The organism is Streptomyces sp. NPDC090499 (assembly GCF_044769305.1).
Lineage (GTDB): Bacteria > Actinomycetota > Actinomycetes > Streptomycetales > Streptomycetaceae > Streptomyces.
The window spans coordinates 45,107-66,753 of record NZ_JBIVXP010000011.1 but is presented as its reverse complement, the minus strand read 5'-3'; the positions used below and the strand labels follow the sequence as shown (position 1 = coordinate 66,753).

The window sequence follows — 21,647 nt, the reverse complement described above, 5'->3', positions numbered from 1 at the left end:
TCACAGGTCCCGAACCCGGGCGGGGACGGACGCCCACCAACGGCGGCTGCCGCGGCCCTTGCGCACCGGAAGGCATGATGGGATCGGCCCTTGGTACCGAGGCGTCCGCGTCATGGCCCGCCTGGGTGGGCCGGCCTGCCCGCCGGCTGCACCTTCGCGGCCAGTACGCGGGCCCCGTGCGTGCGCGATGCGTGAGCGGACGGTCCGGCGCAGGCTGACATGGGCGGGATCAAGCACGCGGCCGCGTGGCGCTGATCAGGCAGAACAGCACTGGACGGCAGCGTCGAGCACCATCCGGCAAGGATCCAATCCCACTCCTGAAGCGGGTGTCGCAGGTTCGAATCCTGCCGGGGGCACCAGGCAAAAGGCCCCGGACCGATCATGGTCCGGGGCCTTTGACATCCACTTTTGACTTCAACGGGGGCGATCACCCGCGATCGGGGCGCCTCTTCCTGTTCCTCAGTAGCCGGTCCATGTGGCTCATGGGGTGTGTCAATTTAACGGCTGATCTTGGTTGTTGATGGTCAGTTGTTGCTCGGGGTGAGGCGGCCTTCGAAGGCGATCTGGAACGCGTTCAGGGGTGCTTTCCAGCGCATGGTCCACCGCTTGCGGCCCTTCCCGGTCGGGTCCAGGCTCATCAGCGCCATGTAGATGCACTTGAGGGCGGCGGCCTCGTTGGGGAAGTGCCCGCGGGCACGAACAGCTCGGCGGATGCGGGCGTTGACGCTCTCGATCGCGTTCGTGCTGCAGATGACCTTGCGGATCTCGACGTCGAAGGAGAGGAAGGGCACGAACTCGGCCCAGGCGTCCGACCACAGCTTCACGATTGCCGGATACTTTCGGCCCCACGCCTCCTGGAACTCCAGGAACCGCTCCGTCGCCGCGTCCTCGCCGGCCGCGGTGCAGACGGGCTTGAGAGCTTTGGCGACCTTGTCCCAGTCCTGACGAGCCGCATATCGGAACGAGTTCCGCAGCAGGTGAACCACACACGTCTGGACGATCGTGCGAGGCCAGACGGTCTCCACCGCCTCGGGAAGGCCCTTCAGCCCGTCGCAGACCAGCATGAGCACGTCGTCCAGGCCGCGGTTCTTCAGCTCGGTGAACACATGCAGCCAGTACTTGGCGCCCTCTCCGCCGTCGCCGGCCCAGATGCCGAGGATGTCGCGGGTGCCGTCCACGGTCACCGCCATCACGACGTAGACCGGCCGGTTCGCGACCTGCCCGTCCCTGATCTTGACGTTGATGGCGTCGACGAACAAAACGGGGTAAACACGGTCGAGGGGACGGTTCTGCCACTCGGCCATGCCCTCCATCACCTTGTCGGTAATGGTGGATATGGTCTGCTTGGACACCTCGGCCCCGTAGACCTCGGCCAGGTGAGCGGCGATCTCGCCGTGCGTGAGCCCCTTCGCGGACAACGACAGCACCATCTCATCGACCCCGGTCAGCCGCCGCTGCCGCTTCCTGACGATCTCCGGCTCGAACGTGCCCGCAGTGTCACGCGGCACCTTGACCTCGACCCGCCCGACGTCGGTCAGCACCGTCTTGGCCCGGCCCCCGTTGCGGGAGTTGCCGCTGCCCCGGCCGGCCGCGTCGTGCTTCTCGTAGCCGAGGTGATCGGTGATCTCACCTTCCAGGGCAGACTCCAGGACCCGCTTGGTCAGCTGCTGCAGCAGCCCGCCCTGCCCGGTCAGCTGCAGCCCCTCCGACCGGGCACGCTCCACCAGCATCGCGACAAGCTACTCATCGGACACAGGCACAGACTGCCCCGACTCGGCACTCTCGACAGGCTCCACAGTCTTCAACTCCACGGCGGTGTCAGTCACTTGATGTCTCTCCCATGATCGTCGGATCCGCCGTTAGATTTACACTCCCCAGGCCGGCTCGCTTGGTGCGGAGGGCTATGCCGTGTTTGACGGGCGCCGCGTTGGGCTGAACGAGTGATCTCGGTCGGGGTGGGAAGAGTATGGCGTGCGGCAAAACCGCGAGCCGGAGACCCGATCGAGGTCTGGACGCTGCTCGAAGATGACGGCCGTGAAGCAGCCCCCTCCACCCCCCTATGAGTGAGACGCCTCCGCCGGTTCAGCTCCGTTGGCGTGGTGGATGACGTTGGCCGTCAGCCGGCGCAGCAGGTTCTGCGCGGTTGCGAACTCCTCGACGGTCAGGCCCATGGCGTCTCCGATGGCGAGGGGGACGGCGCGGATGCGGTGGCTGAGTGCGGTTCCCTTCGGGGTGAGGGCCACTTCCACTACCCGTTCGTCGTCCGCTCGCCGTTGTCGCTTGAGCAGTCCGCTCGTCTCAAGGCGTTTGATCAGCGGCGTGACGGTGCCGTAGTCCAGCTGCAGGGCCGCCAACATGTCTTTGACGGATGCGGTGCCGTGCTGCCAGAGCACGACCATCACCAGGTACTGGGGGTAGGTCAGTCCCAACTCGTCGAGCAGGGGCCGGTAGGCGCTGGTCACGGCCCGTGAGGCCGCGTACAGCGTGAAGCAGAAGTGGTCCTCCAGGGGCAGCGGGGACTCGCTTCGGTAGCCAGGTGTGGGTGTGCCCCTGTCCTCGTCGCTCATGGCTGATCTCCCTTCCTGGGGGGGGCGGTCCTTGGCGCCGGACCGTCATCGGTGTCGCTATGTCCGCATCTCGATGGATCCAAGTATATCGCCAACGATCCCCTCGTGCACTTTTAACTTGTGCACGAGGGAATCGTGCACTAGGTTTCTCGATGTCGCCCCGAACGGGACGGCACCAACCACCGGCGTGGCCGGTGACCAGCGATGCCTTCCAGGAGAACCAGATGAACCTCAAGAGCGTCTTCCGCGCCCGTAAGTCCGCTGCCGTGCTCGGCGCTGTCGCCGGCGTGGCGGCACTGTCCATGGCCGCCACCGCGGGTGCGGCCGACGCCACGGTCGGGCACCGCCCGTCGGTGCAGAAGCCCACGGTGGTGCTGGTGCACGGCGCGTTTGCGGACGCTTCCAGCTGGAACGGGGTGGTCAAGCGTCTGGAGCGGGACGGCTATCCGGTGGTGGCCCCGGCGAACCCACTGCGCGGCCTGGCCAGTGACGCCGACTACATCCACAGCGTGCTCAAGAGCGTCAAGGGGCCGGTCGTGCTGGCGGGCCACTCCTACGGCGGTGCCGTGATCAGTCAGGCCGCCACCGACGGCCCGAACGTCAAGGCGCTGGTCTACATCGCCGCCTTCGCCCCCGACAAGGGCGAAAGCGCGCTGGAACTGTCGAACAAGTTCCCCGGCAGCACCCTCGGCCCGACCCTCGACTCCGTGTCGTTCCCGCTGTCCGGCGGCGGCACCGGCACCGATCTGTACATCAAGGCCGACAAGTTCCACGACCAGTTCGCCGCCGACGTCCCCGAATCGATCACCGACCTGATGGCCGCCACCCAGCGCCCCGTCGCCGCCTCGGCCCTGGAGGAGAAGGCCACCGAGGCCGCTTGGAAGACCATCCCCTCCTGGGACCTGGTCACCACCGAGGACAAGAACATCCCGCCGGCCTCCCAGCGCTTCATGGCCGACCGCGCCCACGCCCACACCGTCGAGGTCAACGCCTCCCACGCCGTCTCGGTCTCCCAGCCGGGTGCCGTCACCCGCCTGATCGAGCAGGCCGCCACGTCCACTGTCCGCTGACCCCCACGGCGACACCCGCTCGTCCCCGCACCACCACCCTCGCCCATCGCCCTGGACAGACAGGTCCAGGCGAGCAGACAAAGGCGCCGACCACGGCGCCACCGATGACAAGGAGAACCCCCGCCATGAACCCCACGTCGCAGAACAAGCCCACCATCATGCTGGTCCACGGTGCGTTTGCGGACGCTTCCAGCTGGAACGGGGTGGTCGAGCGTCTGCAGTGGGACGGCTATCCGGTGATGGCCCCGGCGAACCCTCTGCGCGGCCTGGCCAGCGACGCCGCATATGTCCGCAGCGTGCTCGACAGCGTGAACGGGCCCGTCGTGCTGGCGGGCCACTCCTACGGCGGCGCGGTGATCAGCCAGGCCGCCGTGGGCAACCCGAACGTCAAGGCGCTGGTCTACATCGCCGCCTTCATACCCGAGGCAGGCGAGAGCGCCCGGGAACTGTCGAACAAGTTCCCCGGCAGCACCCTCGGCCCGACCCTGAACTCCGTGCCCTTCCCGCTGCCCGGCGGCGACACCGGCACCGACCTGTACATCAAGGCCGATGCCTTCCACGGTCAGTTCGCCGCCGACGTCCCCGAGTCGGTGGCCGGCCTGATGGCCGCCACCCAGCGCCCCGTCGCTGCCTCGGCCCTGGAGGAGAAGGCCACCGAGGCCGCCTGGAAGACCATCCCCTCCTGGAGCCTGATCGCCACCCAGGACTACAACATCCCGCCCGCCGCCCAGCACTTCATGGCCGACCGCGCCCACGCCCACACCGTCGAGGTCAACGCCTCCCACGCCGTCTCGGTCTCACGCCCAGCCGAGGTCACCCGCCTGATCGAGCAGGCCGCCCACACCACCGTCCGCTGACGCCCGCACGACCCGCCGACCCTGCACTCCGACCTGGCGACGCGTGACCGCGGCCGTCGGGCGGCCCCCCACGAGCCCCGATTCTCGCCGGGAAGCCGCCCGGCGACCTTCTCGCGGATCAGGATCAGCACTGCAGAGCACATGGACAGGACTGCGCGACTCCGTACGGGGTCGGCGTGGGCCGGACGGAAGCCGCGGCTCGACGACGTCGCGGACGGCCCCCCCTCCGGGGCTGTGCGAGCAGGCTGCGTCACCGGCGCGACCATCGATTTCGACGGTGGCAACACCACCATCCGAGGCGGCCTATAATGGGACGAAATTGCTCATATAAAAACCGCCGTGTGCGACCTTTGCGCCGACGCCACCGACGCCGAGACATTCGCCTTCTCCTGGCCCGAGGCGCTCGGCAGGGATGCCGCGTCAGGCACGAGTCCCGAAGTCGCCACATTCGACCAGGACGGGGCCACCCCTGGGTCGCCCCGAGAGGGTCGCCGCGGGCGCCCTCGTCCTCGCTTCCGACGAGAGCAGCTTCTACGGCAGATACGGGCCCGGGCGTCGACGGCGGCATGGCTCAGGTCTGAGGCTGGAGTCTGTCGGTCCGGGGAATCTCGACTCCTTCCTTTCCACCGGTGCCATCCCAGCTGCATGCAGCCCAGCCGACGGATGGAGAACGTTCATGCGGATCCAGGGAGCGGTGGCGCTGGTCACCGGAGGCAATCGCGGCCTGGGCGAGCAGTTCGTAGCCGCGCTGCTGAGCCGGGGCGCGGCCAAGGTCTACGCCACCGCCCGCGATCCTGCCACCGTGCACACGCCGGAAGCGGTGCCGATCGAACTCGACGTCACCGACCTGCGGGCCGTGCGGGCGGCGGCTGAGCGGGCTCCCGATGTCACGTTGTTGGTCAACAACGCCGGGATCGCGATCTACGGCGACGGCGTGTTGGACGGTGACCTGGCAAACCTGCGCCGGCAGCTGGACACCAACGTACTCGGACCCCTGCAGATGGCCCGGGCGTTCGCACCGGTCCTCGCCCGAGGCGGAGGCGGGGCCATCCTCAATGTGCTCTCCAGGGGCTCGTGGATCGGCAACCCCGAGAGCGCCGGCTACTACGCGTCCAAAGCCGCGGCGTGGTCGATCACCAACTCGCTACGACTCGCCCTCCACGGGCAGGGAACGCTCGTCACCGCTTTGCACGTCGGCGTCGTGGACACCGACATGGCGGCGAGGGCGGAGGGTCGACCCAAGAGCGATCCCGCCGCGGTGGCGAACCTTGCCCTCGACGGCGTCGAGGCCGGGGCGTACGAAGTCATCGCCGACGACGCCACCCGACGGATCAAGGCCCTGCTCTCGGCCGATCCTGCCGCGATCTACCCGAGCATGGAGTTCCCCAAGGAGTGATGCACGATGAGCGTGGTGCCCACGGTGCGGGGCCCGGTGGACTCCTCACAGCTGGGCAGGGTCCTCATCCACGAACACGTCTTCGTGCTCAGCGAGGAGCTGCGACGCAACTACCCGCAGCGGTGGGACGAGGACGAGCGTGTGGCGGATGCGGTCGCCAAGCTGCGGGCCCTCAAGTCCCGGGGGATCGACACCATCGTGGACCCCACCGTGCTCGGACTCGGCCGGTACCTCCCGCGCGTGGCCCGGGTCAACGAGCAGGTCGACCTGCACATCATCCCCGCCACCGGTTACTACACCTACACCGAGCTGCCGTTCTTCTTCCAGTACAACGGCCCCGGACGGCGGTTCGATGTAGCCGAGCCACTGCTGGAGATGTTCCGCACCGACCTCGAGGAGGGCATCGGCGGAACGGGCATCCGCGCGGCCTTCCTCAAGTGCGCCATCGACCAGCCGGGGCTGACCCCCGACGTGGAGCGTGTCCTGCGCGCCATTGCCGTCGCGCACCGGGTCACCGGCGCGCCGATCACCGTACACACCAGCGTGGCCAACCGGTCGGGACTGGTGGTGCAAGAACTTCTCACCGAGGAGGGCGTGGATCTGACCAAGGTGGTCATCGGGCACGCCGGCGACACCTCCGACCTGGACTACCTCACCACGCTCGCCGACGCCGGCTCACTGCTGGGCATGGACCGGTTCGGCCTGGATGAGGCCCTGCCGTTCCAGCAGCGGGTGGAGACGGTGGTTGCGCTGGTCGCCCGCGGGTACACCGACCGCCTCGTGCTCTCCCACGACGCCGCCTGCCACATGGACTGGATGCCCGAGGACAGTGTCCGGGCCGCCAACCCACGCTGGGGCTTCACGCACATCAGCGACGACGTGCTGCCGGCACTGCGCGCGAGCGGGGTCACCGAGGAACAGATCGACACCATGCTGATCCACAATCCCCGCCGCTACTTCGAACGCTGAGACTGTTACGCACGGTCCCGTGGGTGCCCGGGGGTGCGATTCGCCCGGACCCGACCATCAGCACCGAGGTCGGCGAGCCAGCGCAGCGCGCTGAGGCTCGGCAGAAAGCAGTACTCGCCGCCGCGGGTGCTGACGAAGCGCTCGACGCCGTGCAGGCGGCGCCGGACGGGATCGTGCGGGATCGTGAAGACGCCCGTGCCGTCGTTGTCGCCTGTGAGCAGATCCTTCTCGACGCCGAGGCCGGTGAAGTTGCCGCCGTTGAGCCACTGCGACTTCACGAACTCGAACTGGCGGTGGAGGTGCGCGTTGAGGGCGATGAACACGATGCCGCGGTCGGCGCCGTCGTCGTCCAGGACGCCGGCCGGCAGGGGCGGCCCGTAGCTGGTGCTCCGCCGAATCAGACGGTGGAGGTGCACATCGCCGATGATCTCCGAGTCACGCGGATTGGTGCGCCTGGCGTGTGCGCCGTGGGGGCAGACCACCCCATGCGGATCGGACTCGTAGAGGAAGTCGTTGTTACGCTGTTCGTCCGCCCCGAGAGTCGGCTCGTCGTGCTCGGGCGCCAGGATGAGCGGGGCTCCGCTCGGCCAGCGGCCCACGATCTTCGCGGTGATCAGTGCCTCTTCCTCCGGGCTGGCGGCGTTGGCCTTGACGTACCGCCGGAAACGGGCGACGTGCGTGTGCAGCTTCCGCAAGACCACGAACGTGCCGTTTCGGCCCAGCACGTCCGGCGTCGGCATCGGCGGCAGGTTCCCGGTCTGGTCGGGACAGCCCAGCACGAACTCGCCGGCCTTGAGGGCTGCACCGCCATCAGGTGGGTTGTCCGAACCACTTCCTTCCACCGCGGGGTTGCTGATGCCGTCCTTGTAGCCGAAGCTGGTGCGCCCCGAGGCCAGCTGGTAGGTGTCCTGCCGGTACACCACCTGGAGGCCGGGAAGCTGTGTGCGCGCCTGCCGCGCCCGTTCGAGGACGACGGCCAGCGACTCCTGGTCGGCGGCGACGAGGGACAGCACAATGTGCACCTGACCGGTACCGAAGGGCGGTTCCCAGTGTGCGGGTGCGCTTTCGCCGGTGTCGCCCAGGAGTTCGGCGCGTGCCGCCATGCCCTGCCGGAACTCGTCGGGGAAGCTGTCCAGGGAGGTCTGCGGTACCTGGAGCGCTTCGAGTCCCCGGTATGTCACCGCGACGTTGAGGAGTGCCGGCAGGGGCGGCTGCCACCAGTCGGCGGCGGAGTCGACCAGTCCGGCCAGGCGTCCCATCAGCTCGCGGCCGGCGCCGGGGTCATCCACCCGGAGCAGGATGTAGGTGCCGACATAGGGTGACGGCCGGGTGCGCAGCACGATGCCTTGAATGTCGTCGAGTTGCAGAGGCGGGCCTTCAACCGTCGTCATCTCATCCCCTCGGTCGACGCTGCCCGATTTGTAGCAATTCCCGACTCCAGGGTTGCTGTCCGACACGGCATCTCGCGCGATCGACGAGCGCGCGGGTACGCGGAGTCAGCTGACGCGCGAAGTTCCGGAGAGACAACCGAAGGGCCTGCTCGGGATCGTCGCCGACCATCAGCCAGAACTGGGCCGCATGATCGGCGTACGCCTCGGGGTAGCGCGTCACCAAACTCTCGTAGCGAGCGCAGGTGTCCGATCGCCACGGCCGTCCTGCCTTCGACGGCATGAAGGTCTGTGAGGTCGATGGCCAGGATCCTTCGCGGCGCGGGGGCCGAAAAGTGGTCCGACCGCTACCTCCTGCATAGGCGCGGACCATCGATCCGCGCACCGCGCCGGGCCGCCTGGTGGCGCTCAGGCGTTACGGCCGTAGCACCCGCGATCGGTGACACCCGCGGAGAAAGGCCCTTCTCTCGACAGCTGCCGAGAGCCAGGTCACTGGGGCAGCACCTCGTCCGCGCTCTTCGGCTCGACTTGGGGCTGGTGGTTGTACGTGCGACGCGCCTTGGCCGACGCGGTGTAGATCTGCCGCACCCGCATGATCTCGCCCAACGGCCTGTGCTCGGCCGTGACCCGCCACTGGTTGAAGGCCATTGCGTCGCTCTTCTCGAAATTCTCCGGTCCCGAGATGTCCTGGATCGGAATTCGCACCCGGCCGACGGTGACGAAGGGTGACCGATCCTCCGGCCACTCGACGGTCACGTCGTCGACCGGCATCGCGTCGAGGTCCGTACACAGCTGGACCTGCAGATCGAAGCCGAAGGATCCTGCCAGAAGTTCGTCCACCAGCGTCGGACGGAAGACGTCCGGCCGGCTTTCGAGGTCGAGTTCGTGGTGGATCACATGCGAGGCATTGTGCCGGGCCGGTGCGATTCGCACCTTGGCGATGTAGTCACCATGGAGTACGGCGCCCAAGGTCGAGAATGTAGTAAGCAGGGGGTTTCGCACAGGAGTCTGCGTCAGCGTCCGAACGAACGCGAACATCTCATCCCAGGCCCAGTCGGACTGTTCCAATTTCCCCTTGCCCGTGAGGAAATCCGCAAGTAGTTCTTTGAATCCCGCCCTACCCCGCGCCAAGTAATCAGGCGCGTTGTTTATCACATCCTCAGTGAACAGGTAATGTCTCGCGGTATTGGCGATGAACATCGTGTGGTTTTTGAGTACGAGATCGAAGGTCGTCGAGTCCGGCTCGTCCGTGACCAGTTTGGGTCCCGGCACATCGAAAATCTTGATCGCACAGCCCAGGCCGGGACCGAGTTGCACGTCCGTTCCCATATGTGTGGCGGCGCTGGAGAAGCGCATCAGGGCACCGTGCCGGCCCGGTTCGGCATAAATGCCCTGCGCGTACGCCGGAGGAACATTGTGCAGAATCTGAATCTCCGCCTTGACGAGGCCGAATGACTTCGCATGGACGCCCCGGACCGCCCTCCCCGCGCCCTCGACTCTCGGTGACTCCAGGGCTTTTTTCTCCCAGTATTCGACGATCGGCGACAGCAGATTGTCGATGTCCGGACCGACCGTCTCGACCTCAGGCGTGTAGCGAATGAATTCGGATGGCACCATCGCGCTCTCCTCCAGGTCAACACAGGTCAGGCGAGGTGTGAGAGCCATCTCAATGCACTCCGGGAAGGCAGCGAAAAATACTCCCGGCGCGGCGGCCTCAGTCGCTGATCTTGTCCAGGAACTCGTCGAGCGCCTTGCCGACACGCTCTAGCCGTCGCGTGTCCAGCACCGTCAGATTCGGATTGGCGACGTACCAGCCCTCGGCCGTGATCTGGTGCTCGGCAATCCAGTCCTTCGCCGAGGGGTCGCGAAGTCCCGGCCATCCTTCCCAAGCGGTAAAGAGCATGTCCAGGTACTCAGGAACCTTTGTCACGAAGTCGTCGAGGTAGGCATCCCATTCGCCGTCGTACGCGGTGGCGAAGAGCATTTTCGTGTCATTTTCCAGAAAGACGAAGCGCATGTCATGGACGGTTCCGACCTTCTCCGCCGCAGAGAAGTTGCCCTGCGCCAACCTCAACACCGCGCGCAGCCGTTCAGCCCCGCCAGGCGCGAACGGAGCGATTAGCGTCAATTCCGAGACCGTGCCCTGACGGCTGCCGACACGGCCGGCGCTTCCCATCCGCGATGGCGCCTCCGACGCATTCGACGTCAGCTCCTGAATTACGCTCTCCAGCGCCGTCTTCCCCAGCTCCGGCGCGTCGGCGAACAACTCCCGCACCCGCTGGGCCTTCTGCTCGACGGTCCAGTCCTGTTCAGATCCGGTCACTGCCTGCGATTGCGGTGCCATGGCGCCTTTTCCTTTCGGCCGTCTGCGACTCGTGGCCTTTGCTCCGGGCTCCCGCGCAGTAGGTGCATCAGGTACGCGGTGGTCGCTGGCTGACCTGCGAGACGCTCAAAGCCCGGCTCCGCTGCACCAGGAAGGCAGGCGGCCTCAGTTCGCAATCTTGTGACATCTGCTCGGAGTCCCTGTCGACTCCCCTGTCGGCGGAGCCGTACGATCCTTCGCCGCCATCCGCCCTTATGGGCTCCTACGTCACGCCTATCCCTATTGTTCCGCAGAGATTCGGGCACGGCCACCCGATGATGGTGCCCCGCGAAGTGGTGTAGCCGCTCGCGGTCTGGAAACGGCGCCCGGAGTTATGTGAACTCGGCCTACGTGCAGCGCCCGACTCACGTGACCCTGCGGTCGGCTCGAACTGGACATGAGCGACCGACTCGACCTGGGCCCGGCCATGCGATGTCCGTCCCGGGCCGGCGGACGGACGCACCGCGGCCGTCGCCCGCCGGGGAGGCTGCCGGGTACTGACAGGACAGGGGTTCGGGGTCGATGCCGTCCACGGTGGGCCGAGCGCCGAGCCGGCGGCCGACGAGGACCTGATTCTGAACTGAAACGGCGTTGGAGCGCCGTCGATGAGCGTCCGAACGCCGTCACGGACCGGTCGCCTGCCTACTCCGGCCGATGCTGGTGCCGCCGCCGTGAAGCGGGGCGAGCCGGACCATCGCCGTCAACGCGCGCTTGCGGGAAACCCCGGGTCAGCCCTGCCCGTGGTACGTGAACTCCAGGCTGTACCCATCGGGATCGAGGACGTTGGCGGCGTAGTACCCGGGAGCGAAGTAGGGGCGCTCCCCGGGTGCGCCGTTGTCGGTTGCGCCCGCCGCCATGGCCGCCGCGTACGCCGCGTCGACCGCCTCCTTCGAGGGCGCGGTGAAGCCGACGTGCGCGGCGCGTCCCTCACTGGCGCCGTCGCGCAGCCAGAACACAAAAGCCGTGTCGGTGCCGAACCCCTTGAGGTCGCCGACCCACTCGGGCGCGGTCGAGCCGTCGAAGTCGAACACGTGGCGCATGCCCAGCGGCTGCAACGTCTGGTTGTAGAACTCGACCGAGCGGTCCATGTCGCTCACCGTCAGGAATACATGATCGATCATTGTCTGTCCCTTTTCTGAAGCACTGAAGACGCCACAGACGTGGCGGGAGTCCCGGTCTGGCTGGATTACTGCGGCTCGACCTCCGCGAAAACGTGCCGCTGCGGCCGCCTGTCGGAGTGCCCGGTACTCAGCCGTTGAGAAGCTGCATCTGGTCAGGGGTGTAGCGGTCGCCGGAGACGATCCCGTGCGGGGCGACCGCGTCGATGGCGGCCAGTTCATCCACCGTGATGGCGATGGCGGCTGCGGCGCTGTTCTCTTCCAGGTAGCGGCGGCGCTTGGTGCCGGGGATGGCGACCGCGCCCTGGTGCAGGGCCCAGGCGAGGGCCAGCTGGGACGGCGTGACCTTCTTGGCGGCGGCCATCCGGCGGATCTCGTCGACCACGGCCAGGTTGCGCTGGAAGTTCTCACCCTGGAAGCGGGGGTCGGTACGGCGGTAGTCGTCGGCGGCGAAGTCGCCCGGACCGGTGATCGCGCCGGAGAGGAAACCGCGCCCCAGGGGCGCGTAGGCGACCAGACCGATCCCCAGCTCGTTGAGGGTGGCCATGACCCCGTCCTGCTCGATGCCGCGCTCGAAGAGCGAGTACTCGGTCTGGACCGCGGTCAGCGGGTGGATGCGGTGGGCGCGGCGGATGGTCCCCGGCGCGGCCTCGGACAGGCCGATGTAGCGGACCTTGCCGGCGTCCACCAGCTCACCCATGGCGCCGACGGTCTCCTCGATCGGCACCTGCGGGTCGACCCGGTGCAGGTAGTAGAGATCGACGTAGTCGGTGTTCAGATGGCGCAGGGAGCGGTCCAGCGCACGACGGATGTACTCGGGGCGCCCATTGAGGCCGGTCACCGCACCGTCGTCGCCGATTTCGATACCGGTCTTGGTGGCGATCACCGCCTGCTCGCGGCGGCCGGTGAGCGCCTTGCCGAGGAGCCGCTCGTTGATGAAAGGGCCGTAGATCTCGGCCGTGTCGAACAGGGTCACGCCCAGTTCCAGGGCGCGGTCGATGGTGGCCAGCGATTCGGCCTCATCGGTGGAGCCGTAGAAGGCGCTCATCCCCATGAGGCCGAGTCCCTGGGCGGAGACGGTGAGGCCCTCGCTGCCGAGCGGACGGAGTTCCATCGTGATCTTCCTTGTGTCGAGGTCACCCACCAGAGGCAACCAACTGGATGGTTTTTATCGTGGAGCACGCCCTCACCGATGTCAAACCAACTGGATGGTTACTTGTTAGGGTGACGGTATGCCCCGAGATTCCGCCGCGACCAAGGCCCGCCTTCTGGACGCCGCCCTCGCCGAGTTCGCTGCGCACGGCCTGGCCGGCGCCCGGGTGGACCGCATCGCCGAGGCGGCCAACGCGAACAAGCAAAGGATCTACGCCTACTTCGGCAGCAAGGAGCAACTGTTCGACGCCGTGATCGACCGGGTGCTCGCCGTGGGCGCGGAAACAGTGCCCTTCGACGCCGAGGACCTCCCCGGAGCCGCGGGACAGATCTTCGACGACCTGGTCGCCCACCCCGACCTGATGCGGCTGCTCTTCTGGAAGCTGCTGGAGCGCCCCGGCGCCACCGACCTGGAGACCGCCACCTACAGCACGAAGACCGCAGCCGTGGCGACAGCCCAGCAGCAAGGCCGGATCGACCCGGATCTCGGTCCGGAGGACCTGGTGGCTCTCGTACTGGCGTTGACCCAAGCCTGGTTCACCCTCGCAGGCGGCATGAGCCCGACCAGCGGAAGCGACCCATGGTCGGCGCAACGACTGGCCCGGCACCGCGCCGCCGTCGTCGACGCCGTACGGCGGATCACCGCACCACGCGGATAGAACAAGCGGCGGATCGATCACGCCGGCTGCCCGAACCGGTCGACGACGGCGCTGTGAGAGCTCTGCCATGTCGCGCCAATCACATGCGTACTGGGCGGACCCCCTCGGACGGACGGAGTGCGAGACCGGCACGGTCTCGGTCCGGACTCTGGTGGTGGGCAGCTGCGCGCTCCGGCAGCGCATGGGGTGCTCGTTGTCGCGAGGGGCTGGTCGGACGCGGCCCGAGGAACTCGTCCGTCGGAAGCGTCGCTGTGGCTGTGGCTGTGACATGCCGGCCCGGGGCCGGGCTCGGCGGCTATCAGGCTGCGGCGGTTTCCTCGGCGGTTTCGGCGGCGGTGTACGGGGCCGCGTCGAACGTGCCGTTGCGGTACCGGAATTCGTGGGCGAAGTCCGGCCAGATCAGGGTCAGGCGGCCGCTTCGCGGATCGATGTACCAGCTCTTGCAGCCGTTGCCGAGCCAGACCGTACCGCCGCTGCGCTGCTGGAGTTCGTCCCCGTAGCGTTCCTGGGCCTCGGCGGACACCTCCAGGTCGCGGTCACCGCCTGCCCGGCTCCAGTCGAGGGCGCCCAGGATGTAGTCGACCTGCGCCTCGATGATGTAGACGATCGAGTTGTGGCCGAGACCGGTGTTGGGTCCGTTGATGATGAAGAGGTTGGGGAATCCGGAGACCGTCGTCGAAGCGAAGGCTTCCATGCCATGGGCCCAGTGGTCGGACAGGGAGCGGCCGTCGCTGTCGTGGACGAGGCGTGCGTAGGGCGGCTCCGCGGTCTCGAAGCCGGTGCAGAAGACCAGCACGTCGAGGTCGTACGTGCTGCCGTCCGCGGAAACCACCCTGCTGCCGTCGATGTGGTCGAGGGCCGACGCCTCCAGCGTGACGTCGTCCCGGGTCAGCGCCGGATAGTAGGTGTCGGAGATCAGGACGCGCTTGCAGCCGAGCTCGTAGTCGGGCGTGAGCTTCGCGCGCAGCTCCGGGTCCTCGACCTGCCGCTCCAGATGCTCCAGCGCCTCTGACCTCGCCTTGTCGAGGAAACCGGGAACGGCACGCCGCGCCGCGTACCTGGACTCCAGGAACCAGAAGATCTCCGAGCGGTGATCGGCCATCGACTCCGGATCGCGGCGGAAGAGCCGCTTCTCGCTCTCCGTGTACGCGCGGTCGGGGCGCGGGACGATGTACTGGGCGCTGCGCTGGAAAACCACCAGCTCGGAGGCTGTCCTGGCGAGTTCGGGCACCACCTGTACCGCCGTGGCCCCGGACCCGACGACGCCGACCCGCTTGCCCTGGAGGGAGACGTCGTGGTTCCAGCGGGCCGAGTGGAACACCTCGCCGGTGAAGCCGTCCAGGCCGTTGACCTGGGGAAGTGCCTCGTCGCTCAGGTGTCCGGTCGCGGTCACCAGGAAGCGTCCCGTGTAGACGCCCTTGGACGTGGTGACCGTCCACCGTCGGGCGGCGGCGTCCCACCGGGCGTCCTCGACGTCGGTTCCGAACCGGATGTGCGGCATGAGCCCCTCTTCGCGTGCGGTGTCGCGGAGGTACTGCAGGATCTCCGGGCCGGGCGAGAAGAAGCGCGACCATTCGGGGTTGGGGCGGAACGAGAAGGAGTAGACATGGGACGGCACGTCACAGGCCGCTCCCGGGTAGGTGTTGTCGCGCCAGGTGCCTGCGACGTCGTCGGCGCGCTCCAGGAGCACAAAGGACTCCCGGCCGTGGCGCTTGAGCTGGGCGCCCATTCCGAGGCCGGCGAAGCCGGTGCCGATGATGACGACCTCGAAGTCGGTGGCGCCGGGGTGCTGCGGTGCGGTGCTGTCGTTCACGTGGATTCTCCGTCTGTGGTCGGGGCTGCTACGGGCGGGCGGTGGCGATGATGTCGCCGGCGGCGTGCCGCGACGGTGCGTCGACGAACTGGTCGATGACCTGGACGAGCTGGGCGGGGCGCTCGATGACGACGGCGTGACCCGACTCGATCTCGGTGTACCGGGCGTCCGGGATGCAGGCGAAAAGCGCCTTGCTGTGCCATTTCGGAACCATCTGGTCGTGGGTGCAGCCGATGACCAGGGTTGTGGCCGTGATGGAAGGAACCAGGTCGGAGATGTCGATCGTGCGGTTCAGCTCCATCTGCGCGTCGGTGAAGCCGTTCGGCGCGAAGGCCGTGAGGGCGGGGGCGAGGTCCTCGTGAGCCTGGGCCGCCACCAGGAACGGTCCTGAGAAGGCGCAGAAGGCCATGTACTCGCCGAGGGCCTGGGAACGCTCCTCACGCAGCCGATGCCACACCTTGTTGCGGAGCTCCTGGTGGGCGTCGGTCTTCATCCAGCCGGCCACGAGCACCAGGTTCCGCACCGATTCGGGGTGCCGGGCGGCGACCGCGGCCGCGACGACGGCACCCAGCGAGTAGCCCACGAGTGTTATCCGGCGGTTGGGCAGTACCGCATCGATGACCGCGGCGACCTGCCGCTCCAGATGCTCCGGCGTCAGCGTGCCCTGCGCGGGAATCGGCCGGGCGAAGTCGACGGCTATGACGCGCCGGCGCCCGGCCAGCAGGGGAAACAGGTATCCGTAGTGCGCCCTGGTGCTCCCGCCGGTCCCGTGCACGAGCACGATCGGATCACGGCTGCTCTCCCCTGCCTCGGGGTGCTCTGCCACGGAGTCGAAGTACTTCACCTCGACCCCGTCGACCGTGACGGTTCCTTCGACGACTCCGTCGGCCAGCTTGGCCTTACTCATGACGGCTCCTCTTTGATGTGCGACTCCCAGAAGAGTCCGTAGAATGGACTTCTTCCTCTTTACTGAAGACGCACTTCCCGGTCGACAATCCAATCGCCCATCCTGCTATGCGCGCCTCACCTCCATAACACTCCCGGGAAAAGTCGTTGTCAAGTACACACATACATGATCTACTAGAGTCCGTTGTGCGGACTAATTTGCTCCACGTGAACCGTCATAGCAGCATGGCCAGCAGCGGAGGGCTTCATGGAATCGGGAAAGACGCAGGTGGTCAGTCGGGTGGCCGCCGTCCTCAACGCGATCGCTCGGCACGGCGCTCCGGGTGCGCGATTGCTCGACCTCTCCCAGGAGACGGGCATCGCACGGCCCACGGTGCACCGGATCCTGCAGGAACTGACTGAAGCCGGTTTCGTCGAACAGCGTGCCTCCAGGCGATACGGCCTCGGGTCCGCCCTGTACCTGCTGGGCCTGAGCGCTCCCTCACCGATCAATGACTTCACCGGCATCGAGAAGGTGGCCCGCCGCCTGGCCGAGCAGACCGGAGACACGGTCTATGTCGCCATGCGCCGGCTCGACGGTGTGCACTATCTGATGCGTGCCGACGGCTCCTACCCCATCAGGGCAGAGATCGTAGGAGTGGGCGAGACAGTGCCCCTGGGGACCACTTTTGCCGGCATCGCACTGCTCTCCTGGCATGAACCGGAGGCGGTCGAGGCTCAGCTGCTGGCGAACGAGCGGCTACGACGCACCATGAAGGCCGCGGAGATGCCGGATCTCCAGGACACCCTGACCGCCGTACGTCAGGCGATCGCTCAAGTGCACGAGCATGGCTACTACTTCGACCAGGACACAGTGATGCGGGGCGTCTCCGGAATAGCCGCACCGATCCCCTCGAAGACGGCATCCCCGTACATGGCCGTCACCATCTCGGCGATCAACGACCGGCTTCCCCCTGAGCGCATCGAGGAGCTGGCCCCTTCGCTGCTGGAAGCAGCCCGGCGGATCGGAGCGTTCATCCAGTGAGTGCTCGACGGTCTTCCCAGCCATGGCCCGCGGAGCGTGACACGGGCTCCCTCGCCCGCCCCGCAGAGGCAGCACGAGTGTTGGGCAAGGAGGCTCGAACGGTGCGAGCCTTTCATGTCAGCACACGAAGTGGAGATCCCGCGGCCCACGCCGCGACGTCTTCGACCGCATCCCGGTAGAAAACCTCGTACAGGTCCCGGCTCACGTATCCGATGTGCGGGGTGACCACGGCGTTGGGCACGGAGCGCAGAGGATGGCCGGCGGGCAACGGTTCGCGGTCGAAGACGTCCAGTGCTGCTCCGGCGATCGTTTTCTCGTTGAGAGCCCGCAAGAGGGCGGTCTCGTCTATTACGGGCCCTCGGGAAGTGTTGACCAGGATTGCCGTGGGCTTCATCAGGCGCAGTTCACCCTCGCCGACCAGACCCCGTGTCCGCTCGCTGAGCACGACATGAATGCTCAGCACGTCAGAGCGGGAGAACAACTCGTCGCGTGACACGTAGGTCACGCCTTTCGCCTGGGCCTCCTCCGCTGTGAGGTGCTGGCTCCAGGCGATCGCGTCCATGCCGAAGGCCGCACCGATCTCCGCCACTCGGGTACCCAGTCGCCCCAGGCCCAGGATTCCCAAGGTGGCGCCGTTCAGACTCGTACCCAGCCCCACCTGCCAGCCGCCGGCACGCACGGACGCCACCTGCTGCGGAATCAGCCGTGCTGCGGAGAGGATCAGACCCCACGTGAGTTCGACCGTCGGGTGGGCGAGGTAACCCGTGCCGCAGACGGTGATGCCCGATTCCCGGGCAGCGTCGACGTCGATCGCCGCATTGACGGGGGCGGTGGTGACGAGCAGCTTCAGCCGGGGCAGCTGTCCCAGCGTCGATGCGGGGAATGGCGTGCGCTCACGCATCGCCACGACCACGTCGTAGTCGGCCAGGGCGGCAACGGTCGCTTCCTCGTTGTCGAACGGCGTGTTGAAGACGTCGGTGTGAGCGTCCAACGAATCCCAGTCGGCCAGACTCAGGGCGACACTCTGGTAATCGTCCAGAATCGCTATCTTCATCGTCGGTTCCTGGATCTCAGGTGTGGGTGTAGAAGCCCCGCCCGGTCTTGACGCCGAGGTGGCCGGCGTCCACGTACTCCTTCAGCAACTCGCGAGGTCCTGTGGGCAGGTTCGGGTTCTCTGCGGCGTAGTGGTTCTCTATGTCCAGCACCACGTCCAGGCCGACCTGGTCCATCATCTGGAAGGGCCCGGCAGGGGTGCCCACGTTGATCTTCCACATCTCGTCGATGTCCCGTGGTGTGGACACCCCCTCGGCCACCTCCCCGAGGGCTTCGCGCTTGATGGCCGCCCAGATCCGGTTGAAGATGAAGCCCGTCGATTCCCTGTGCGCCTCGAACGGGAACAGCCCGTACCCGGGCAGCTCCCGCTTGAGCAGTTCGAGGACGCCCGGGTCGGTGCGGCCGTCCGACATCAGGTCGATGGCGTTCTGTGCGGGCGGCATGTAGAAGTGCATGTTCAGCACCCGCTCAGGGTGCTCGACCCGGTCGATGAACTCGCTCGACGCGTAGGAGGAGGAGTTGCTGGCCAGGATCGCGTCGGGCGGCGCGGCGCGGTCGAGCTCCCCGAAGATGTCCTTCTTCAGCTCCAGGCGCTCGGGTACGGCCTCGACCACGAGCCAGACGTCGGTGAGGGTTTCTGCCATGTCGTCGGTGAAGACCACCCGGCCCGGCTTGCCGCCCTTGATCCTCGCGGCGACCTGAGCCACGTTCTCCTCGACGTACTTCCGCGCCGCCTCCCCCGCCTGCGCGGACGGGTCGTAGATCCGGACCAGCCCACCTTGGTCGGCGAACATCAGCGCGATCCTGCGGCCGAGGGTGCCCGCCCCGATCACGGCGACGGGGCGGTTCTCCATGTTCGTGGGAAGTGCGAAGGCCATGATCATGCCTGCTTTCGTGACGGTGCCCGGTCCCTTCCGCCAGGCGGGCCAACGGGAGTCGCGCGGCGGCGTGGAGTGCACTGCGATGGGAGGTGCGCACCACACTGCGATGAACGGTGCGGGGCGGCCAGCACCAGCAGTTGGTCCCACACCTCGGCAACCCTCGCATCCGTCGTCGGCGCTCTCCGTGCCCGGGTGCGTGCTGCGGGTCGGTATGGCGGGCGGACGGGTGGAGACCCTGGTCCCGCTCCCTGCTCAGGCTCGCGGTCCTCCCCGGCGCGTCAGCCCACGCCCCGAACTCCGCAGCCCTTGCGCTTGGTCCACACGATTCGGATGGCATGCCTCCCTCTCAGGATCGGCTCCTTCACAGTGACCCGCAAACCAACAGTCCCCGACTGGGACGGCGGAGCCCTGAGACGCCGGGCAAGCTGGGAGGGTGGAGGTGGTTGCCGTGGCCGGTGAGACGCCGCTGATGGTCGTGGACGGTGGAGGCGTGGTCGTGCAGTGGAGCCACCAGGCCGAGGAGTTGTTGGGGCACCCGGCGGACGGGTACGTCTGCGGCGACCCGCTTCATGCGGACGGACCCGAAGAACGATCCCCAGCGCATGCACAGCGTCTCGGTGCTTCCCCTGCGGGACGTACAGGGGCGGTGGTCGTGGCGCACGATGCGACAGATCAGGAGAAGACACGCCGCGGAGTCCAGGCCCCGTAGGCCGTCCGGGAGCGGGTGGGACAAACCCTGGACGTGGGGGCCACCTGCCAGGAGTTGGTCCACGCGCTGGTCCCAGGGTTCGCCGATGTCGCACGATGTCGCCGTGAGGGAAGTGGTCGATCCTGTGTCCGAGGAGAGCAACCTCCGCTGAGTCCTCTGGGACGGGATGTGCCGTTGCTTCGGGCCGCCTTCGGGAACAGTCGCGCTGATCAGCAGGCCAGGGCGCATCCAGTGGGAGATGACCGCGCGCTGCCGTTCCCGACCCCTTGCGCGCAGGCACTGGCCGACCTCAGGCCCCGCACGATGGCCCTGCGCCCCAACACGCCCTGGCTGGCAGCCGACCAGCGCGGGCCGAAGCGATCCGCGCATCCGGCGCACATGGCCTGCCCGTCGCACCGCTGACACGGTGCGGAAAGGTCCCGGGCTGCGCAGCCTCTACCGCACCCAGCAATCCGACGGTTTCGACGAGAAAGAACTCGCCCTCACCCTGGAACTGGTCACCCACACTGCCCTGAGCGTCAACAACGCCCGCCGCTTGACCCGCGAGCACACCATCACCGCGGCACTGCAGCGCCACCTGCTGCACCCGGCCCCTTCGTTGCAGACCGCGATCGAGATCGCCGGCGTGTGCGTCGCCGACAACCGGGGCGCTGGCGGCTGGTCCAACTCCAGCGCCCTGCCCGGCGCCCGAGCGGCCCTGGTGGTCGGTGGCCTCCTCCGTCCTCCCGTAGCCAGAACGGATCCAGCACACATGAGGCCAGGAAACCCCGTGAACACGTGAGAACTACGGAGGGGTGTTTTCCCAGGCCAGGCACCACACAGTCGACGTTTTCGCAGGTCAAAGCCCCGCCCAGAGAAAACTCCGGTTCGAATCCTGCCGGGGGCACGCTTGACCTGCTGTTTTAACGCAGGGTGATTCAATGTTCCTGTTTCCGTAAGGAAATGGGAACGCCATGGGAACGGAGTCTGATTGCCCGGCAGGGTCGATCCCAAGCGAGCGTCCCGCGCACCGCGTCCGCAGGTGACGGGCCGAGCCAACGACTGAGCGCGGCGGCTCCGGACAGAACGCGCCAGGCGTCGGCGGCATGACGGTGGACGCGCACGATCGTCGCCACAAGCACGGGATGGAGGCCATGGCGGTATTCACGGCGACGCACGGCAGCCCGCGCCTGGCCACATCATTGAGTGTCAGCTGCCGGCGCCGCGATGGGTGCTCGGTGACGGCTGGAACAGCGCGGACAGCTGAAGCCGAAATGGCCCACGCCGACGGAGTCGGCGGGCTCTTTCGGGGAAGTCCTTGTCAAGGTTGCGGATCGCGGCGGTGCGCTCGCGTCGGTCCTCACGACTGAGGGCTTCGAGCTGCTGCTGGTAGTTCTCCGTCGGGTCCGGCAACAGGGCTTTCTGCGCGCGCAACATCACGCGACTGGCGCTACCCCGTCCAGGGTGCCGGTGCCCTGGCGGCCGGACATTGTCGCCGTCGCCAACTTACGAGGCCCGCAGCACCCGGGGTTGCCACGCGATTACACAAGACTCTGCTCAGAGAGTCGTTGCATACTGCACGACGAGCGGGCTCGCCCCCATGCAGCAGTCTCCATCGCGACACGGGGATCGAAAATAGGTCATCACTCGCGAGACGAAAGTGAACGCCTGTACGAGTCTGTCTGTGTGTGCTTAAAGTGTCGCTGCGCATTGACGGGGCTTGACCACTCCGTGCGCGCACATC

Annotated in this window: 18 protein-coding genes; 7 read left to right on the top strand and 11 right to left on the bottom strand. The window is 67.3% G+C overall.

All coding sequences use genetic code 11. The features are described 5' to 3' along the window. Window positions 1–524: 524 nt before the first annotated feature. Window positions 525–1,730, bottom strand: coding sequence for an IS256 family transposase (locus ACIQVL_RS33635; RefSeq protein WP_403477238.1), 1,206 nt, complete (start codon window positions 1,728–1,730; stop codon window positions 525–527). Window positions 1,731–2,057: 327 nt separating this feature from the next. Beyond that, window positions 2,058–2,567 (bottom strand): MarR family winged helix-turn-helix transcriptional regulator, encoded by a 510-nt coding sequence (locus ACIQVL_RS33630; protein ID WP_403477237.1) that lies wholly within the window; start codon window positions 2,565–2,567, stop codon window positions 2,058–2,060. Between the two features lie 224 nt (window positions 2,568–2,791). Here ACIQVL_RS33630 and ACIQVL_RS33625 point away from each other — a divergent pair, with 224 nt between their 5' ends. The 4 genes from ACIQVL_RS33625 (at window position 2,792) to ACIQVL_RS33610 (ending at window position 6,859) form a co-directional block, all read left to right on the top strand. Continuing rightward, window positions 2,792–3,637 carry an alpha/beta fold hydrolase gene (locus ACIQVL_RS33625; RefSeq protein ID WP_403477236.1) on the top strand — a complete coding sequence of 282 codons (846 nt, stop codon included), beginning with the start codon at window positions 2,792–2,794 and terminating at the stop codon, window positions 3,635–3,637. A 104-nt stretch (window positions 3,638–3,741) separates the two neighbouring features. Then, window positions 3,742–4,494 carry an alpha/beta fold hydrolase gene (locus tag ACIQVL_RS33620; protein WP_403477235.1) on the top strand — a complete coding sequence of 251 codons (753 nt, stop codon included), beginning with the start codon at window positions 3,742–3,744 and terminating at the stop codon, window positions 4,492–4,494. 676 nt (window positions 4,495–5,170) lie between these two features. Then, window positions 5,171–5,890: an SDR family oxidoreductase gene (locus ACIQVL_RS33615; protein ID WP_403477234.1), complete on the top strand. Its 720-nt coding sequence runs from the start codon at window positions 5,171–5,173 to the stop codon at window positions 5,888–5,890. Window positions 5,891–5,896: 6 nt separating this feature from the next. Next, window positions 5,897–6,859 carry a phosphotriesterase gene (locus ACIQVL_RS33610; protein WP_403427223.1) on the top strand — a complete coding sequence of 321 codons (963 nt, stop codon included), beginning with the start codon at window positions 5,897–5,899 and terminating at the stop codon, window positions 6,857–6,859. Window positions 6,860–6,864: 5 nt separating this feature from the next. Here ACIQVL_RS33610 and ACIQVL_RS33605 read toward each other — a convergent pair whose 3' ends face one another. From ACIQVL_RS33605 to ACIQVL_RS33585, 5 genes are all read right to left on the bottom strand, one after another. Next, window positions 6,865–8,250: a Dyp-type peroxidase gene (locus ACIQVL_RS33605; RefSeq protein WP_403427221.1), complete on the bottom strand. Its 1,386-nt coding sequence runs from the start codon at window positions 8,248–8,250 to the stop codon at window positions 6,865–6,867. Between the two features lie 486 nt (window positions 8,251–8,736). Then, the gene (locus ACIQVL_RS33600) at window positions 8,737–9,864 is read right to left on the bottom strand and encodes a catalase family protein (RefSeq protein WP_403477233.1); all 1,128 of its coding nucleotides are present in this window, start codon (window positions 9,862–9,864) and stop codon (window positions 8,737–8,739) included. Window positions 9,865–9,961: 97 nt separating this feature from the next. Continuing rightward, window positions 9,962–10,591 carry a hypothetical protein gene (locus tag ACIQVL_RS33595; RefSeq protein WP_403427219.1) on the bottom strand — a complete coding sequence of 210 codons (630 nt, stop codon included), beginning with the start codon at window positions 10,589–10,591 and terminating at the stop codon, window positions 9,962–9,964. A gap of 746 nt (window positions 10,592–11,337) precedes the next feature. After that, window positions 11,338–11,730, bottom strand: a complete 393-nt coding sequence (locus ACIQVL_RS33590) for a VOC family protein (protein WP_403427218.1) — start codon at window positions 11,728–11,730, stop codon at window positions 11,338–11,340. A 127-nt stretch (window positions 11,731–11,857) separates the two neighbouring features. Beyond that, entirely contained in the window at window positions 11,858–12,841 is a 984-nt protein-coding gene (locus ACIQVL_RS33585) for an aldo/keto reductase (protein ID WP_403477232.1), read from the bottom strand. Between the two features lie 118 nt (window positions 12,842–12,959). On the opposite strand from ACIQVL_RS33585, the gene ACIQVL_RS33580 reads away from it, so the two are divergent. Continuing rightward, window positions 12,960–13,538, top strand: coding sequence for a TetR family transcriptional regulator (locus ACIQVL_RS33580; protein WP_403427215.1), 579 nt, complete (start codon window positions 12,960–12,962; stop codon window positions 13,536–13,538). Between the two features lie 298 nt (window positions 13,539–13,836). On the opposite strand, the gene ACIQVL_RS33575 is transcribed toward ACIQVL_RS33580, so the two are convergent. Both ACIQVL_RS33575 and ACIQVL_RS33570 read right to left on the bottom strand, forming a co-directional pair. After that, entirely contained in the window at window positions 13,837–15,351 is a 1,515-nt protein-coding gene (locus tag ACIQVL_RS33575; protein WP_403477231.1) for a flavin-containing monooxygenase, read from the bottom strand. 28 nt (window positions 15,352–15,379) lie between these two features. Beyond that, window positions 15,380–16,258, bottom strand: coding sequence for an alpha/beta fold hydrolase (locus ACIQVL_RS33570; protein ID WP_403477230.1), 879 nt, complete (start codon window positions 16,256–16,258; stop codon window positions 15,380–15,382). Window positions 16,259–16,504: 246 nt separating this feature from the next. On the opposite strand from ACIQVL_RS33570, the gene ACIQVL_RS33565 reads away from it, so the two are divergent. Then, window positions 16,505–17,281, top strand: coding sequence for an IclR family transcriptional regulator (locus ACIQVL_RS33565; protein WP_403477229.1), 777 nt, complete (start codon window positions 16,505–16,507; stop codon window positions 17,279–17,281). A 112-nt stretch (window positions 17,282–17,393) separates the two neighbouring features. Here the strand turns inward: ACIQVL_RS33565 and ACIQVL_RS33560 are convergent, their stop codons facing one another. Further along, a complete protein-coding gene (locus tag ACIQVL_RS33560; protein WP_403477228.1) occupies window positions 17,394–18,335 on the bottom strand; it encodes a D-2-hydroxyacid dehydrogenase family protein in 942 nt (313 codons plus the stop codon). A gap of 16 nt (window positions 18,336–18,351) precedes the next feature. After that, the gene (locus ACIQVL_RS33555; RefSeq protein ID WP_403477227.1) at window positions 18,352–19,212 is read right to left on the bottom strand and encodes a 3-hydroxyacyl-CoA dehydrogenase family protein; all 861 of its coding nucleotides are present in this window, start codon (window positions 19,210–19,212) and stop codon (window positions 18,352–18,354) included. Between the two features lie 1,118 nt (window positions 19,213–20,330). Here ACIQVL_RS33555 and ACIQVL_RS33550 point away from each other — a divergent pair. Next, on the top strand, window positions 20,331–20,705 hold the full coding sequence (locus ACIQVL_RS33550; RefSeq protein WP_403477226.1) for a hypothetical protein: 375 nt from the start codon (window positions 20,331–20,333) through the stop codon (window positions 20,703–20,705). Window positions 20,706–21,647 lie beyond the last annotated feature (942 nt).

Excerpts from the sequence above, each read along its gene's own strand:
- ACIQVL_RS33635 (WP_403477238.1), bottom strand. The coding sequence starts at position 1,730 with ATGCTGGTGGAGCGTGCCCGGTCGGAGGGGCTGCAGCTGACCGGGCAG.
- ACIQVL_RS33630 (WP_403477237.1), bottom strand. The coding sequence starts at position 2,567 with ATGAGCGACGAGGACAGGGGCACACCCACACCTGGCTACCGAAGCGAG.
- ACIQVL_RS33605 (WP_403427221.1), bottom strand. The coding sequence starts at position 8,250 with ATGACGACGGTTGAAGGCCCGCCTCTGCAACTCGACGACATTCAAGGC.
- ACIQVL_RS33580 (WP_403427215.1), top strand. The coding sequence starts at position 12,960 with ATGCCCCGAGATTCCGCCGCGACCAAGGCCCGCCTTCTGGACGCCGCC.
- ACIQVL_RS33595 (WP_403427219.1), bottom strand. The coding sequence starts at position 10,591 with ATGGCACCGCAATCGCAGGCAGTGACCGGATCTGAACAGGACTGGACC.
- ACIQVL_RS33610 (WP_403427223.1), top strand. The coding sequence starts at position 5,897 with ATGAGCGTGGTGCCCACGGTGCGGGGCCCGGTGGACTCCTCACAGCTG.
- ACIQVL_RS33565 (WP_403477229.1), top strand. The coding sequence starts at position 16,505 with ATGGAATCGGGAAAGACGCAGGTGGTCAGTCGGGTGGCCGCCGTCCTC.
- ACIQVL_RS33620 (WP_403477235.1), top strand. The coding sequence starts at position 3,742 with ATGACAAGGAGAACCCCCGCCATGAACCCCACGTCGCAGAACAAGCCC.
- ACIQVL_RS33590 (WP_403427218.1), bottom strand. The coding sequence starts at position 11,730 with ATGATCGATCATGTATTCCTGACGGTGAGCGACATGGACCGCTCGGTC.
- ACIQVL_RS33615 (WP_403477234.1), top strand. The coding sequence starts at position 5,171 with ATGCGGATCCAGGGAGCGGTGGCGCTGGTCACCGGAGGCAATCGCGGC.
- ACIQVL_RS33560 (WP_403477228.1), bottom strand. The coding sequence starts at position 18,335 with ATGAAGATAGCGATTCTGGACGATTACCAGAGTGTCGCCCTGAGTCTG.
- ACIQVL_RS33600 (WP_403477233.1), bottom strand. The coding sequence starts at position 9,864 with ATGGTGCCATCCGAATTCATTCGCTACACGCCTGAGGTCGAGACGGTC.
- ACIQVL_RS33555 (WP_403477227.1), bottom strand. The coding sequence starts at position 19,212 with ATGGCCTTCGCACTTCCCACGAACATGGAGAACCGCCCCGTCGCCGTG.
- ACIQVL_RS33625 (WP_403477236.1), top strand. The coding sequence starts at position 2,792 with ATGAACCTCAAGAGCGTCTTCCGCGCCCGTAAGTCCGCTGCCGTGCTC.
- ACIQVL_RS33570 (WP_403477230.1), bottom strand. The coding sequence starts at position 16,258 with ATGAGTAAGGCCAAGCTGGCCGACGGAGTCGTCGAAGGAACCGTCACG.
- ACIQVL_RS33585 (WP_403477232.1), bottom strand. The coding sequence starts at position 12,841 with ATGGAACTCCGTCCGCTCGGCAGCGAGGGCCTCACCGTCTCCGCCCAG.